Below are 14,625 nucleotides of genomic sequence, written 5' to 3'. Positions count from 1 at the left end.
TGAGTAGAACATCACAAATTGAAAACATCAGAGGATACTTTAAGGGTTTGTCATCCCCTTCTGGTACACTCAATATCATGGCATTTTTCGAGGCACCTGTATCAAACTCAGCCGGGCAAACAAGGTTTCCGACGTTTTCTAAGATAACAAAATCCAGTTCCGCTGTTCCTAAGCCCTCAAGCCCTTGCTTTGTCATATCGGCATCCAAATGACACATGCCTCCAGTGTGAAGTTGTATCACCTTGGTACCTGTTTTAGAAACGGTATGGGCATCCACATCTGAATCAATATCCGCCTCTAAGATCCCCATTTTCAATTCGTTTTTAAGTGCCTCAATTGTTCTGAGCACAGTTGTTGTCTTACCAGAACCTGGAGAAGACATTAAATTAAGTAAAAAAGTTTTCTCTCTTTTGAGTGATTCTCTAAGTAAATTGGCTTGATGGTTATTGTCCTCAAATACGCTTTCTTTAATTTCAAGTACCTTATACTTCTCCATTTTGATAGACCTCCAACATATAATCATACTGTATTGAGTTCTTAAAATGCCCACGCGGCATTTGTATACTCTCAGTATACATTGTACATTTTTTAACAAGTTGTGTGCAATAGACAATTTGCTTTATTTGTATAAAGAAAACCGCAATTAATGGCTAATTGCGGTTTTTGTTCTCTGTCTTTTAAGTTTTAATAATGATAAAGTATCATGTGTATTACGGCTTCTGACTTGCCAGAATTATGATAAGAGTGGGGAACATCCGATTTAAAGCGTATGCTTTCACCTTGATAAACAGTGTATTCATCATTTGCAGATCGTATGGTGAGTTCTCCTTTTATCAGTGTGATAAATTCTGACGATCCCTTTAGATGAGGTTCTGAATTCCAGTAGGCCCCTTGGTCGATTTCTACAAAATAAACGGCAAATTTTCTATTTTCGTCATCAGGAAATATCGAATAATTTCTAACACGACCATTGTCCTCTAAGATTGGCTCAATATCCTCAGCCTTTATAATTTCAAACGCCTGTTTTGGCCGCATGGTTAAGGCATCAAAAGGAACTTTCATACCATTGGCAATTTTCCAAAGTGTTGTAATGGTCGGGTTGCCTTCGCCTCGTTCTATTTGCGCCAACATACTCTTACTTACACCGCTTAATCGCGCAAGTTCTTCCATACTGATCTTGTTAGTCTCTCTTAATTGCTTTATGTTATTAGCAACTATTGAATTCATTGGAATCAACTTAAGGCCCTCCTCTTGACAATATGCATCATAAACTGTATTATGATATCACATTATCTAAACAATATATCGTACACTTTGTACTATTATATCGTTCTATTAGATAAAAGTAAAGTCCAAGTACCTCTGTAGGTATTAATATTCATCCATTATAGGAGGCGTACATGTTTAATAAAACCCTTCGTTTTTCTTTTATAAAAACCATACCGGTACTATTTGGTTACCTTTTTTTAGGAATCGCCTTTGGTTTATTATTACAAAAGGCAGGTTATAATTTCATTTGGGCCCTTCTCATCAGTACATTTGTATATGCTGGGTCTATGCAATTTGTACTCATCAGTTTCTTAGGGACCTCCATTAGCATAATTTCTGTTATACTCATGACACTTTCCATTAACAGTCGTCACATATTTTACGGCTTATCATTCATCGAAAAATTTAAGCATATGGGCAAGGCCTATCCTTACATGATTTTCTCCTTGACTGACGAAACCTATTCATTGCTCTGTGGCACTAAAATACCGCCTGATCTTGATGAGGATAAGGTATTTCTCGCAATATCAAGTCTGAACCAATCCTATTGGGTTATTGGCTCTGTCCTCGGTGCCCTACTTGGTGAAATGATATTATTCAATACCACTGGGATTGATTTTGCCATGACAGCTCTTTTTGTCGTGATTTTCATTGAGCAATGGCTGTCCACATCCCTTCATATTCCCGCCTTAATTGGCCTTGCGTGCGGTCTGTTGGCATTAATATTATTTGGACCAAGTCAGTTCATTTTACCTTCATTGATTTGCACCATTGGTCTTATAGTCCTATTTAGGAAGCCGATCCAAGAAAAAGAGGAGGTCCAATCATGAATTTATTTCGCGATTTAGGCATTATCGGTATAATAGCGCTTTTTACCTTTTTCACACGATTATTTCCCTTTGCCTTATTTGGAAGGCATCAAGAGCCTCCTGCTATTATTAGATATCTCGGAAAGGTCTTACCCTCTTCTGTCATTGCAATCTTAGTGGTTTATTGCCTTAAAAATGTGAAATTCACTTCCTTTTCTACATTTGTCCCTGAGCTTATAGCCCTTGTAACGGTAACACTTCTTCACCTTTGGAAGCGCAATAATCTGCTCAGTATTGGCCTTGGCACTGTTACTTATATGGTCATGGTCCAATTCATTTTTTAAAGTTCACATGAATTGTTAACCTATTGGATGATAGAACAAAGCTCCCTGTTTAATTACAGAGAGCTTCTTTTAGGTTCTAAATTCATGTTATTTCAAGGGCTTAACCCACAAGTCCTATTTTCTTATGAAGTTCATGTAGGCCTTTTTCTCATTTTCAGGTGGTTCAACACTCGTCTTTCCACTTTCAATGACTTTTAACAGCCACGCCATATTTTTTCCCAGTATACGCATGATTTGCACGCCCTCTTGATCTTGTAAGACTTCACCAGGTGCAGCACCGTGAATGACATTCCAGTAGTTAGAGCTTGGCATAGCCATCTCAGCATAATTGATAAAATTATTGAGTTGATTAAAGGCTGGCACACCACCTGATCTTCTTACTGCCACAAGTGAAGCACCGACCTTGTGTCTAAAAGTCTCTTTTCCACCTGCATAGAATACTCTGTCTAAAAACGACTTCATAGTGCCACCAATTGCTGAATAATGGACTGGGCTTCCAAGTAATAAACCATCTGCTTCTTTAATTTTTTGAATGGTTTCATTGACGATATCATCATTAAAAATACACTTGCTATCTCTATTTTTCATACAGGCATTACAGCCCATACAACCTCTTATGACCTGATTACCCACATGAATAATCTCCACTTCAATATTTTCTTTTTCAAGTTCATCTGCCACTATTTTAATGGCATGGTATGTGTTGCCTTCTTTTTTAGGACTTCCATTAATTGCAATTACTTTCATTTTCACATTCTCCTCTTCTTGTACCTATGTTCGACTTATGCTATTATTGTATACAAGTAGTTTTATTTACGCAAGTACGCACTTTTCAGTGCTATAGTATCTAAAAAGATACTGTGAATATCTCATTGAGAAAGGGGCACCATGAAAAACCTCAATTCAGACGATAAACTGGCCTTCAAGGATAAAAGTTATTCTTGTACATTTGAAATCACAATGGAAATTATCGGTGGCAAATGGAAGCCACTAATCCTATGGCATCTTGGAACAAAAGGCACCTTGAGATTTAATGAGCTCAGAAAAATAATGCCTCAAATTACGCCTAAAATGTTGACACAGCAGCTGCGCGAACTTGAAGTTGACCATTTGATTAAAAGAACGGTCTATCCAGTTGTACCACCAAAAGTCGAATACGATTTGACAAAGGTCGGACAAGATTTAATGCCCATTATCAAGAGCATGCACCATTGGGGCAATGGCTATTACTCAAATTATGTTTCAACCATAGAATAGACACAAAAAAAAGGTCATTTCTCCACATTGAAGAAATGACCTTTACTTTTTAAAATGCATTCATCAACAAGGTCTTGAAAGATCCCTTATTGATTCTCATCGTAATCTACTTAATAACCTCTTTACCACCCATATACATTTGAAGTGGCTTTGGAATTCTGATAGAACCATCTTCCTGTAAGTTGTTCTCAAGGAAAGCAATCAGCATTCTAGGAGGTGCAACCACAGTGTTGTTCAATGTGTGTGGGAAGTAGTTTCCTTCTTCCTTGTTTCTCACTCTTATGCCAAGTCTTCTCGCTTGAGCGTCTCCAAGGTTTGAACAGCTACCGACCTCAAAGTACTTTTTCTGACGTGGTGACCATGCTTCAACGTCAATACTCTTCACTTTTAGGTCAGCCAAGTCACCTGAACAGCACTCAAGTGCTCTTACAGGGATATCGAGTGTTCTAAAGAAGTCAATCGTATTGTTATAGAGCTTTTCAAACCACTCTGGACTTTCTTCTGGCTTACAGACCACAATCATCTCTTGCTTTTCGAATTGATGAATACGGTAAACGCCTCTTTCTTCAATACCATGTGCACCAACTTCTTTTCTAAAACAAGGTGAATAGCTTGTAAGTGCTTGTGGCAATTCTTCTTCATCCATAAGGTTGTCGATGAACTTACCAATCATAGAATGCTCACTTGTCCCGATTAGGTATAGGTCCTCGCCTTCTATTTTATACATCATGTTTTCCATTTCAGCAAAGCTCATAACACCTGTTACCACTTCAGAACGAATCATGAAAGGCGGAATATAGTATTCAAAGCCTCTATCGATCATAAAGTCACGTGCATAAGATAAGATGCCTGAGTGAAGTCTTGCAATATCACCTCTTAAATAGTAAAAACCATTTCCACTTGTTTTACGTGCACTTTCAAGGTCAATTCCTTTTAACTTCTCCATGATTTCAACATGGTATGGCACTTCAAATGCAGGCACTGCAGGCTCACCAAATTTTTCAACTTCAACATTTTCGCTATCATCCTTACCTAATGGTACAGAATCGTCAATAATATTTGGGATCACAAGCATTCTCTCTCTAATTTGCTCAGAAAGCTCTTGCTCTTTAACTTTAAGTTCTTCAAGTTCAGCACCGATTGCTGCTACTTTTTCCTTGGTTTTCTCAGCTTCTTCCTTCATGCCTTTGGCCATATAGCCACCGATTTCTTTACTGACGGCATTTCTTACCCCTCTAAGCTCATCTGCTCTCGTCTTTGCAGCTCTGTAAGCTTCATCAAGCTCAATAACCTCATCCACCAAAATGATCTTATGATCTTGAAATTTCTTTCTCATGTTTTCCTTCACGAGCTCTGGATTACTTCTCACCAATTTGATATCTAACATATCTACACCACCTTCTTAAGATTAAAATACTTAATTCCTAAAACCTATCAGGGTAAAAATTTACGATTGCACTTTAGTCTCAAATCTCGTTATATGTAACAACATTTGAGTCATTTCACAATTGTCACAAACCACTTTTGAACATCCTTGCTCTAAACTGGATGAAAATGAATGATTTACAATAAAAAAACTTCCACCCCAAACATGGGACGGAAGTACCGCGTTGCCACCCAAATTGCGACCCCTTATCAAGGTCACCATCTCGTTACAGCTATAAAGGGCATACCCTTCGACTCTTCGTCGACAGCTCCCAAAGTGGAGGGGCTTCTATTTGTACTAACTTTCACCAACCGTTAGCTCTCTATAACAAATCATAAACCTTAGCTTTGATCAACACTGAAACAAATATATGTTATTTTTATTTTATCGCAGAATCAAATAATATCAAGGAAAATTTTTAAATTCATATTGAGATTATAAAAAATCCTTGATTAAAATGTAATTTTTTATTGATTTAAAAAGATATCCTCGTCAAATCGCTTGAATTTTCTGAATACTATGATTAAAATGAACACTATAACAGATTGCGTCCTCATCAGTATCTTTCAAATGGATGGCTATCAACTAGGAGTTGTATATGATTAAACTTATTAAAATCAAAGATGTGGTTCAGGAAATTTCGGAAGCGATTGCCAGTGTCCTCAACATGGATGTCATCATATCCGATAATGAGTTTCATAAGATTGGAGATACAAAAAAGCACTTTGATCTTGAGGTATTATATATTAAAGATACCTACGTCATCGGTTCTGTGCTCAAATCAGGGAAACCAGTTGTTATCTCTGGAAAAGAAGACAATGAAAACTGTATTGTCTGTAAAGAAAAGGACAAGTGCAACCTACAAGCTATGATCTGTATTCCAATCCAACACGATGCTGATACTTTAGGTGCAATAGGCCTTATTGCCATTTCAGAAGAATATCGAAATACTTTACTCGATAATCAGACAAACCTCATCGAGTTCTTGACCAGAATGGCAGACCTCATTGTCAGCAAGGCATTGGAACAAGAAGCGTCTGACAAACTCCAAGTGGCCATTAATCAAATGGTTGCAATCATAGACTCTGTTGATGAGGGCATCATCGCAGTGGATGAACAAGGCTATATTGTTTATAAAAATGCCTTCATCAAGGAAATTCTCTCATCAATGCCAAATCACACGAAAGAAAAGAGAATCTATGAAATTTTACCGGAATCCTATATTCAAAACCTTGTAATTCAAAAAAAACCATTTCATAATGTTGAGCTTTCCATCAATAAAGGGAATCGCGAATTTCATTCATTCGTCTCTGGAAAGCCAGTTCTTCTCGGAACTAAAAGCGCAGGTTCCATCTTGGTATTTAAAAAAATGGAGGACATCTTTAATGTGGTCAATACAATCTCTTTAAATAATCAATCCACACACTTTGAAGATATCATCGGTGAGAGTTATGAAATCAATCAGGCAAAAGAACGTGCTCGCCATGTTTCAAATAGCAACTCAACCATATTGATTTTAGGCGAAAGTGGTACAGGAAAGGAATTGTTTGCTAGGGCCATTCACTATAGTAGTAATCGCCGTGAAAAACCTTTTATTGCATTCAACTGTGCTGCAATTCCCGAAAGTCTTTTGGAAAGTGAGTTATTTGGCTATGAAGAAGGTTCTTTTACTGGGGCTACAAAGGGTGGAAAACTTGGTAAATTCCAATTGGCTCAAGGTGGTACCATATTTCTCGACGAAATTGGTGATGTACCCATTCACCTTCAAACAAAACTCCTTAGAGTCCTACAAGAAAAGAGCATTGAAAAAATTGGAGGGCATAAAAGCATTGCACTTGATGTCAGAGTCATAGCAGCCACTAACAAAGCTCTAGAAAAAATGGTGACTGAAGGCGCCTTCAGGGAGGATCTCTTTTATAGACTAAGCGTCATTCCGATTACAATTCCACCACTCCGAGAGCGTACAGGTGACATCAAAACTTTGTTACAGTACTTCTTAAATCATTATAATAAGAAACTCAACAAGAACATTCAGGATTTCAATAAAAATGTTGAAGCAATTCTAATTAAAAATCCATGGAAAGGCAATGTCAGGGAACTTGAGAATGTCATTGAATATGCTGTAAATATGGAAACAACACAGTCCATTACAATGAATAGCATTCCAAAGCGAATTCTCACAACAGACCATAGACCTGAAAACGAAAGTGTTCAAATGACTCTTGAAGAAATGGAGCAAAGAATGATTAAAGAAGCCCTTGCCCTTTATGGCTCTGGTTTGGAAGACAAAAATAAAATTGCTCAAGTCTTGGGCATTGGTATTGCCACGCTATATCGAAAAATTAAAAAATACAATCTCGAGTAAAGATTCCTCAACACCTTTTAATAAGCAAAACATTTGATCGCCTTTCAGTATTCGTTATGATTAACTTCCATAACACTAAAGATCATTTGCTTTGCTTTTTTATTATAATTATCAAAATGATAATCCATATAGATTTTGATATTCTGGCGTTTTATAAGAATTAAACAATCTAATTATCAAAATGATAATAAAATTCGCCTTATAATTTATCATTTTGATAATTATAGGCATTCTTTTAAGGCTTCAAAAGACACACTTTGATGAAATACATTGAAATTTTAACAAATATTGCTTACTTAAAATTTGTAATCAAACTTGGCACACATCTTGCGTATTAAAATAGTGTGAACGCGTTACACATTTTTAAAGGTGGTGAAAGTATTTACACTGGGGCATCATATTAAATGATTTTAGGAGGGGACATTTTATGGAAAATGAGTTAAGAACCAAAGTCTTGGAAAATGAAAAATCAAATAAAAACGGGCTTCTATATGGCGTCATTATTTTGGGACTGGCACTTCTAATTGGCTATTTTACAATCTACAAAAGCTTGTTAGGCGAATATACGATAAATTCTGGAGAAGCATTTTTATTAATGCTAGTTGCACTTGCAATTGGAGAGATTATTTCAATAAAAACAAAAGCACTGATACCTTCAATCTTTGTTACAGCAGCCCTTTTTATCGTAGGATTTTGGACAATCTTTCCCAAAGATATTCTTACAATTGCAGGCGTCGGACCTGCTTTACCAGGTCTTTTCGTCATGATTATGGTAACACATCTTGGCACTATGCTTGACAAAGATGAGCTTATTGCCCAATGGAAAACTGTCGTCGTTACACTTGCTGGCATGGCGGGAATCTGCGTCATTCTCATGACCCTTGGAAGGCTCTTGGTCGGTACCGAAATTGCAGCAACTGCGACACCACCACTCACAGGAGGCTTGGTTTCAGCCATTATCATGCAAGGTGCTGTTAAGGGCAATGACTACCTCGTTGTAATTGCAATGGCAATGTATGTATTACAAGGTTTTGTCGGTTTCCCTTTAATCAATACTTGTTTAAAAATTGAAGGACGCAATATCCTTAAACAATTTAGATCAGGACAACTTGATTTGAGCCAATACAATCTAGGTTCTGAAAAAGCATCTGAAAAAACATCCAAATTTAAGATTTTTCCCGATACACCAAAAGAATTTCAAACAGATTATATTATTTTGCTAAAAACATTGGTGCTTGTTGTTATATCAAGTTATCTTCAAACCCTTACAAATGGCGCCGTCTCAAAGTATGTTTTCGCCTTGCTCATCGGTGTTCTTGCCGCGGAGGTTGGGTTTATCGAAAGAAAACCACTGGAACTTTCTAGAAGTTTTGGTCTTTTTATCACAATCATTATGATGTTCGTATTCTCTGGTCTTAATAGCGTTACCATTGAAGTTTTAAAGTCCATCATTTTAAATTTTGTAATCTTGATAACACTTGCAACAGTGGGTATAGCCCTATTTACGATTCCACTTGGTAAACGACTCGGTCTCAGTAAAGCCATGTCCTTTGCCATTGGTCTTGGAACCATAGCTGGTGGGTTTCCAGCAAGTTATGTGTTAAGCAATGAATCTGCCAAACTGCTCTCTGAGACAGATGAAGAGTACAAACTCCTACTTGAACATTTTCTCCCTAAAACTCTAGTATCAGGATTTGTGAGTGCAACATCTGGATCAGTAATCATTGCAGGTCTATTCGTCAATATGTTTTTCTAAAAAAAAGGAGGCTATTTCGCTATGAGTATTATAAATCAACCTAAAAATACTTCAAATTCAGAAATCAATAAAATCAGAGGTGCCATTATCCATAGAGGTCTTTGGATGGGCTTAATCCTAAAAGAAGCAAAGGAGAAAGGGCTTGATTGGGAGGCATTAGGTAGAGATGCCATTTTTAAGACCGGTCTTATACATGGTGATGGCATCAAGTCGCGAATGGACGACAAAGACAGCCTTGTCTCCTTTGGAAACACCTTTTTTACGGAAGATATCCGTAATATTTTTGAAATAAAGGTCAACGAAATCACAGAAGATGCCCTTAGACTGGAATACGGCCACTGTCCTCTTGTAACGGCATGGCAATCGGTGGGTATAGAAGGTGATTTCTTAGATAAACTTTGTGATATTGCAATGTGTGGCGACCGAGGCATAGAAAGTCGATTTACCCAGTTCGATTTCGAACTTGGCAAGACCATCGCTCAAGGTCACGACAAGTGCGAAGTTAACTTTTACAGAAAAAAATAACCAAATAGGGTAAAGTCATTCTGACGTCATTGGAAAACTCCAATTGGCGTCAGAATTTTAATAAGGGGGCACTAATAATGAAACTAACTATAAACACACTTAGAAATCAACTCATCGGTAACAATAAAGTCATCCAAACCCAATATGGTAAAAGACTTGTTACCTATGCAGACTATACCGCTTCTGGAAGAACGGTGAGCTTTATAGAAAAGTATCTTTTGAACATTCAAGAATCTTATGCAAATTCCCATACAGAAGACAGTTATACAGGAAAGACGATGACAACATTCGTTCATGATGCCGAGCAACGCATCAAAGCACTACTTGGTGCCACAAGTGATAACTATATTATTCCTGTGGGTACTGGATCAACAGGAGCAATTCACAAATTATGTGAGATTTTAGGACTCTATGTACCGCCAAGTCTCGAACAACATTTAAACCAACCTCTAAAAACTTTTGTGAATCAAAGACCTGTTGTATTCATTGGTCCATATGAACATCATTCCAACGATCTCATCTGGCGTGAGAGTATTGCAGAGGTTGTGAGAATCAACCTAGATTCCGAAGGTTCGATTGATCTTAAAGATTTGGATGATAAATTATCCCAACCTCAATTCAAAAATCGACTAAAAATCGGTTCATTTTCTGCAGCATCCAATGTCAGTGGTATTAAATCACCCGTTTATGAGATTGCAACCCTTCTCCATACTCACAATGCACTTGCATGCTTTGACTTTGCCGCAAGTGGACCCTATGTGAAAATAGATATGAACCACAGCAACTTAGCTTATTTCGACGCCATCTATCTTTCACCTCATAAATTTTTGGGTGGTCCGGGCTCAAGTGGTCTACTTGTGATCAACAAGAAAATATACAACAATCATATATCTCCAACCGTTGCTGGTGGCGGAACTGTGGATTATGTCAGCTCTTTTGGCTATGACTTTTCACTTGATCCCGAGTCACGTGAAAAAGCTGGTACACCAGGTATTTTACAGATTTTAAAAACCTGTCTAGCGCTAGAACTTAAATCAGAAATTGGCATCGATCAGATAGAAGCCATAGAACATCAATATATATCAAAAGTCATTGAAGAGCTTTCGGAAAATACAAATGTAGATATTTTAGGACCTCTTGATCCAAAGAAACGCATCAGCATTCTTTCCTTTAATATTAAGTATAAAGACGGATATTTGCATCATCGGTTCGTAGCACGCCTTTTAAATGATTTGTTTGGTATACAATCCAGAGCTGGCTGTGCCTGTGCAGGACCTTATGGTCATTCTCTTCTAGGTATCAATGAAACGACCTCGGAGGTTTTCAGGTCCTTTATCAGAAATGGTACACACTCACTAAAACCTGGGTGGATTAGAGTTAACTTTCATTACGTCATGACCATTGACCAAGTCAATTTCATTTGTGATGCCATTCAATTTATTGCCGATTTTGGTTATCTATTTTTACAGGAGTATGAATTAGATCTAAAATCTGGTGATTGGAAGTCCCTCCAGCTTCACTCTGGTGTCACTATTCCAGAATTCAATTTTGAATCATCCATTGAATTTGAAAAAATGGATTGGCCAGTTTCTGAGCCACCTGCTCTGCCATCTACTTACAATACCTATTTAGATTATGCCCATAAACGCGTCCTAAGCTTGAAAAAATCTTTTAAGGATTCATTTGTAACGTACGATGACCTTCATATGGAACAAAATAAATGGTTCTACGTTCAGCACCTCGCCTAATATTTCTCAATCACTGATCTGATTTTTTATCTTAAACAACATTTGAGCCACCTTCGATGTCTCAAACCAATTTTCGCTGACGCTGTTTGAGATTAAACATTTCTCATCACAGCTTTTGGCTCAAATTTTGTTGTATATAATGAAAACAAACAGGGGCACTTTAATGCCCCTGTTTGTTTTTTTAATCATTTAAACTAAAGTCGCCTTATAAAAAATCTTGTCTCATTGGTGTAAAATGATCCAGAACTACACCACCGCTTTTGCAAACAACACCATGTGGAATATTGGCTTGCAAATAAATCGAATCACCTGCACCTATTAAAGTTTTCTTTCCTTCTATTTCAAACTCGAACTGGCCTGAGATCACATAAGTCACCTGTTCATGTTCATGTGTATGCACTGGTGCAATCGAATTTGTTTCAAAATGAACTTCTACACACATTATATTGGCATGGTGTGCTTTAATTTTTCTTTTCACACCTTCACCTACTGTGATAAAGGCAATGTCCTCATCTTTAAAATAATTTTTCATAATCCATACTCCTTTTGATTAATCTATAAATTCCTATCTCTTATTATATCTCATCCCTTCAGTCATGAAAACGCCTTACCAATCCATGACTTCAAAATGTAAACTTTTTATGGATCACAAAAAAAGACTTTCTTTTTTGCCTAAAAATCATTATAATATTAAACATAAGCAAAGGGACTGTCAAAGTCCACGTAGACATATTTTATCCCAGTGGATATAATTAATAAATAATTTTAGGAGGCTTTATTATGTTAGTATCAGCAAGTCAAATGTTAAAAGATGCAAAAGCAGGTCAATACGCAGTAGGTCAATTCAACATTAACAACTTAGAGTGGACAAAAGCTGTTTTACTTACAGCACAAGAAAACAATTCTCCAGTAATTCTTGGTGTTTCTGAAGGTGCTGGTAAATACATGGGCGGATATAAAACTGTTATGGGTATGGTAAATGGTATGATTGAAGAACTTAAAATCACTGTACCAGTTGCTGTTCACCTTGATCATGGTAGTTTTGAAGGCGCTAAAAAATGTATCGAAGCTGGTTTTTCTTCAGTTATGTTTGATGGTTCACACTATTCAATAGAAGAAAATATCCAAAAAACAAAAGAAATCATCGAATTCGCATCTTCAAAGGGTATTTCAGTTGAAGCTGAAGTTGGTTCAATCGGTGGCGAAGAAGATGGCGTTGTTGGTGCTGGTGAAAATGCAGATCCAAACGAATGTAAATTAATTGCTGATCTTGGCGTTGATATGTTAGCGGCTGGTATCGGTAATATTCACGGTAAATACCCAGAGAACTGGGCAGGTCTTAACTTCGAAACACTTGACAATATCCAAAAACTTACTGGTGATATGCCTCTCGTATTACATGGTGGTACTGGTATTCCAGCAGACATGATCAAAGAAGCAATTAGCCTTGGCGTTGCTAAGATCAACGTTAATACTGAGTGTCAATTATCTTTTGCAGCTGCAACAAGAAAATACATCGAAGCTGGTAAAGATCTTGAAGGTAAAGGCTTTGACCCAAGAAAATTATTAGCACCTGGTTTTGAAGCAATCAAAGCAACTGTAAAAGAAAAAATGGAACTTTTCGGTTCAGTCAATAAAGCTTAATTTTCCCATTCACCCTAGTTTGGGTAGATAGAAACCCATCAAGCGGTTGTGCAAATCACTTTGCATAATCGACTTTGATGGGTTTTAATATTTTTTGAGGGTATAAAATTAAATAGAGGCTTTATTTTTGAAGTGATTGTATTTGATGGAGGCACTTATGTTTAAAACTAAGAAAGATAAAATCCGATTATTTATAGGAATCTTGACCCTTTTAATCCTAATTCTAGGAAAGGGCATCGGTCTTGTGACTGATTTACTTTGGTTTAAATCAGTGACTTTCGAAAGCGTGTTTTTGACACGTCTCTTTACAAAGCTCATACTATTCGTTCCTATTTGGCTCTTTTATAGCCTTTTTCTCACCATTTATTTTAGAATGATTTATAAATCATACCTGGCTTATCCTAAGTTAAAGGCGGTTATGGTAACAGAAAACCCTGTTAAAAAATACCATGCCTGGGTTGCTTTTGTGATTGGTGCCCTATTTGCGCTTGTGATCACCAACAGCCTTTGGCTCGATTTCCTAAAAATGATTAATGCGGTCTCTTTTCATCAGTTAGACCCCATCTTTCACCTGGATATCAGTTTTTATATTTTTGTACTCCCTTTCATAAGAACCTTAATGCGTTTACTGATATTTTTCCTTGCAATGATCATCTTTGGGACAGTCCTGTTAGAACTTGCCCTGATTAATCAGAAATATGCAAATGTCACTGAGGTTACATTTGAATCCATTTCTAATAATCTAAAAGGTCCTTTCTTCAGAAGCTTATTTAAAAAAATAAGTTATCTGCTTGCCAGTTGCTTCTTGATTTTGAGTGTTTTCTTCTTAACCAATACCTTTGGACTCTTGTACTCCACAAGAGGTGTCGCATTTGGTGCAAGCTATACAGACATCGTCGTTACACTTTGGTCCTACAGAGTTTATGCCATACTCGCAGTAGTCTCTGCAGTCCTTACTGTCATTGCCTTTCACAAGAACAAACTGCGTTACTTCATAATCGGACCTGCACTCCTATCCATTTCTTGGCTAATATTCAGTATTTCAGGTAGTGTGGTACAGCAATTAATTGTAGAACCTGATGAAATTTCAAAGGAAACGCAATATCTTGAATACAATATCAATTTCACTCAAAAGGCTTATAAGCTTGATGCTGTAGAACTCGTGGAATATCCCTATTCCGAAAATTTAAATCAAACCTCTATTCTCAATAATGAAGAAACCATTAAAAACATCAGGATCAACGACGCTAGGCCCCTTAAACAAACTTTTAATCAAATTCAAAGCATAAGACTTTACTACGATTTTTATGATATTGATGTGGACCGCTATATGATAGATGGTGAGTACACCCAAGTATTCATAACGCCTAGAGAGCTCAATCAATACAAGCTCGACAACAAGGCCATGACATGGCTTAATCAATACCTAAAATACACACATGGCTATGGCATCGTCATGTCCCCAGTAAACCGAGTCACTGA

At 37.0% G+C, this 14,625-nt stretch carries 14 protein-coding genes and 1 other annotated feature; of the genes, 9 read left to right on the top strand and 5 right to left on the bottom strand.

What is annotated here, in order from left to right; translation table 11 throughout:
- Positions 1-496 (bottom strand): hydrogenase nickel incorporation protein HypB (hypB, locus tag AC220I_RS09520; protein ID WP_486723589.1); only part of this gene is annotated, 496 nt, incomplete at its 3' end.
- Between the two features lie 188 nt (positions 497-684).
- Positions 685-1,227: a helix-turn-helix domain-containing protein gene (locus AC220I_RS09515; RefSeq protein WP_486723590.1), complete on the bottom strand. Its 543-nt coding sequence runs from the start codon at positions 1,225-1,227 to the stop codon at positions 685-687.
- A gap of 173 nt (positions 1,228-1,400) precedes the next feature.
- Between AC220I_RS09515 and AC220I_RS09510 the strand changes: the two genes are divergently transcribed.
- Both AC220I_RS09510 and AC220I_RS09505 read left to right on the top strand, forming a co-directional pair.
- Positions 1,401-2,099: an AzlC family ABC transporter permease gene (locus AC220I_RS09510; RefSeq protein ID WP_486723588.1), complete on the top strand. Its 699-nt coding sequence runs from the start codon at positions 1,401-1,403 to the stop codon at positions 2,097-2,099.
- A complete protein-coding gene (locus AC220I_RS09505) occupies positions 2,096-2,422 on the top strand; it encodes a branched-chain amino acid transporter permease (protein WP_486723587.1) in 327 nt (108 codons plus the stop codon). The genes AC220I_RS09510 and AC220I_RS09505 overlap by 4 nt, the downstream gene beginning before the upstream one ends.
- A gap of 114 nt (positions 2,423-2,536) precedes the next feature.
- Here AC220I_RS09505 and AC220I_RS09500 read toward each other — a convergent pair whose 3' ends face one another.
- Positions 2,537-3,169 (bottom strand): flavodoxin family protein, encoded by a 633-nt coding sequence (locus AC220I_RS09500; protein ID WP_486723586.1) that lies wholly within the window; start codon positions 3,167-3,169, stop codon positions 2,537-2,539.
- A gap of 141 nt (positions 3,170-3,310) precedes the next feature.
- On the opposite strand from AC220I_RS09500, the gene AC220I_RS09495 reads away from it, so the two are divergent.
- Positions 3,311-3,679: a winged helix-turn-helix transcriptional regulator gene (locus tag AC220I_RS09495; RefSeq protein ID WP_486723585.1), complete on the top strand. Its 369-nt coding sequence runs from the start codon at positions 3,311-3,313 to the stop codon at positions 3,677-3,679.
- A gap of 106 nt (positions 3,680-3,785) precedes the next feature.
- Here AC220I_RS09495 and serS read toward each other — a convergent pair whose 3' ends face one another.
- Complete coding sequence (gene serS, locus AC220I_RS09490) at positions 3,786-5,066, bottom strand: serine--tRNA ligase (RefSeq protein ID WP_486723584.1); 1,281 nt, start codon at positions 5,064-5,066, stop codon at positions 3,786-3,788.
- Positions 5,067-5,268: 202 nt separating this feature from the next.
- Positions 5,269-5,469 (bottom strand) — a binding site (T-box leader).
- Positions 5,470-5,703: 234 nt separating this feature from the next.
- Here serS and AC220I_RS09485 point away from each other — a divergent pair.
- The 4 genes from AC220I_RS09485 (at position 5,704) to AC220I_RS09470 (ending at position 11,499) form a co-directional block, all read left to right on the top strand.
- A complete protein-coding gene (locus AC220I_RS09485; RefSeq protein ID WP_486723583.1) occupies positions 5,704-7,470 on the top strand; it encodes a sigma-54-dependent Fis family transcriptional regulator in 1,767 nt (588 codons plus the stop codon).
- A 427-nt stretch (positions 7,471-7,897) separates the two neighbouring features.
- A complete protein-coding gene (locus tag AC220I_RS09480) occupies positions 7,898-9,226 on the top strand; it encodes a hypothetical protein (RefSeq protein ID WP_486723582.1) in 1,329 nt (442 codons plus the stop codon).
- Between the two features lie 21 nt (positions 9,227-9,247).
- Entirely contained in the window at positions 9,248-9,751 is a 504-nt protein-coding gene (locus AC220I_RS09475) for an L-2-amino-thiazoline-4-carboxylic acid hydrolase (RefSeq protein ID WP_486723581.1), read from the top strand.
- A gap of 77 nt (positions 9,752-9,828) precedes the next feature.
- Entirely contained in the window at positions 9,829-11,499 is a 1,671-nt protein-coding gene (locus AC220I_RS09470) for an aminotransferase class V-fold PLP-dependent enzyme (RefSeq protein WP_486723580.1), read from the top strand.
- 205 nt (positions 11,500-11,704) lie between these two features.
- On the opposite strand, the gene AC220I_RS09465 is transcribed toward AC220I_RS09470, so the two are convergent.
- Complete coding sequence (locus AC220I_RS09465; protein ID WP_486723579.1) at positions 11,705-12,031, bottom strand: cupin domain-containing protein; 327 nt, start codon at positions 12,029-12,031, stop codon at positions 11,705-11,707.
- 248 nt (positions 12,032-12,279) lie between these two features.
- Between AC220I_RS09465 and fba the strand changes: the two genes are divergently transcribed.
- The gene (gene fba / locus AC220I_RS09460) at positions 12,280-13,143 is read left to right on the top strand and encodes a class II fructose-1,6-bisphosphate aldolase (RefSeq protein WP_486723578.1); all 864 of its coding nucleotides are present in this window, start codon (positions 12,280-12,282) and stop codon (positions 13,141-13,143) included.
- 157 nt (positions 13,144-13,300) lie between these two features.
- On the top strand, positions 13,301-14,625 hold a 1,325-nt coding region (locus AC220I_RS09455), incomplete at its 3' end, for a UPF0182 family protein (RefSeq protein WP_486723577.1).

This window comes from Fusibacter sp. (genome assembly GCF_057447755.1).
Note: the sequence above shows the minus strand (reverse complement) of the source record. Positions and strands in the feature narration are given on the sequence as shown.

Excerpts from the sequence above, each read along its gene's own strand:
- AC220I_RS09515 (WP_486723590.1), bottom strand. The coding sequence starts at position 1,227 with ATGAATTCAATAGTTGCTAATAACATAAAGCAATTAAGAGAGACTAAC.
- AC220I_RS09510 (WP_486723588.1), top strand. The coding sequence starts at position 1,401 with ATGTTTAATAAAACCCTTCGTTTTTCTTTTATAAAAACCATACCGGTA.
- AC220I_RS09505 (WP_486723587.1), top strand. The coding sequence starts at position 2,096 with ATGAATTTATTTCGCGATTTAGGCATTATCGGTATAATAGCGCTTTTT.
- AC220I_RS09500 (WP_486723586.1), bottom strand. The coding sequence starts at position 3,169 with ATGAAAGTAATTGCAATTAATGGAAGTCCTAAAAAAGAAGGCAACACA.
- AC220I_RS09495 (WP_486723585.1), top strand. The coding sequence starts at position 3,311 with ATGAAAAACCTCAATTCAGACGATAAACTGGCCTTCAAGGATAAAAGT.
- serS (WP_486723584.1), bottom strand. The coding sequence starts at position 5,066 with ATGTTAGATATCAAATTGGTGAGAAGTAATCCAGAGCTCGTGAAGGAA.
- AC220I_RS09485 (WP_486723583.1), top strand. The coding sequence starts at position 5,704 with ATGATTAAACTTATTAAAATCAAAGATGTGGTTCAGGAAATTTCGGAA.
- AC220I_RS09480 (WP_486723582.1), top strand. The coding sequence starts at position 7,898 with ATGGAAAATGAGTTAAGAACCAAAGTCTTGGAAAATGAAAAATCAAAT.
- AC220I_RS09475 (WP_486723581.1), top strand. The coding sequence starts at position 9,248 with ATGAGTATTATAAATCAACCTAAAAATACTTCAAATTCAGAAATCAAT.
- AC220I_RS09470 (WP_486723580.1), top strand. The coding sequence starts at position 9,829 with ATGAAACTAACTATAAACACACTTAGAAATCAACTCATCGGTAACAAT.
- AC220I_RS09465 (WP_486723579.1), bottom strand. The coding sequence starts at position 12,031 with ATGAAAAATTATTTTAAAGATGAGGACATTGCCTTTATCACAGTAGGT.
- fba (WP_486723578.1), top strand. The coding sequence starts at position 12,280 with ATGTTAGTATCAGCAAGTCAAATGTTAAAAGATGCAAAAGCAGGTCAA.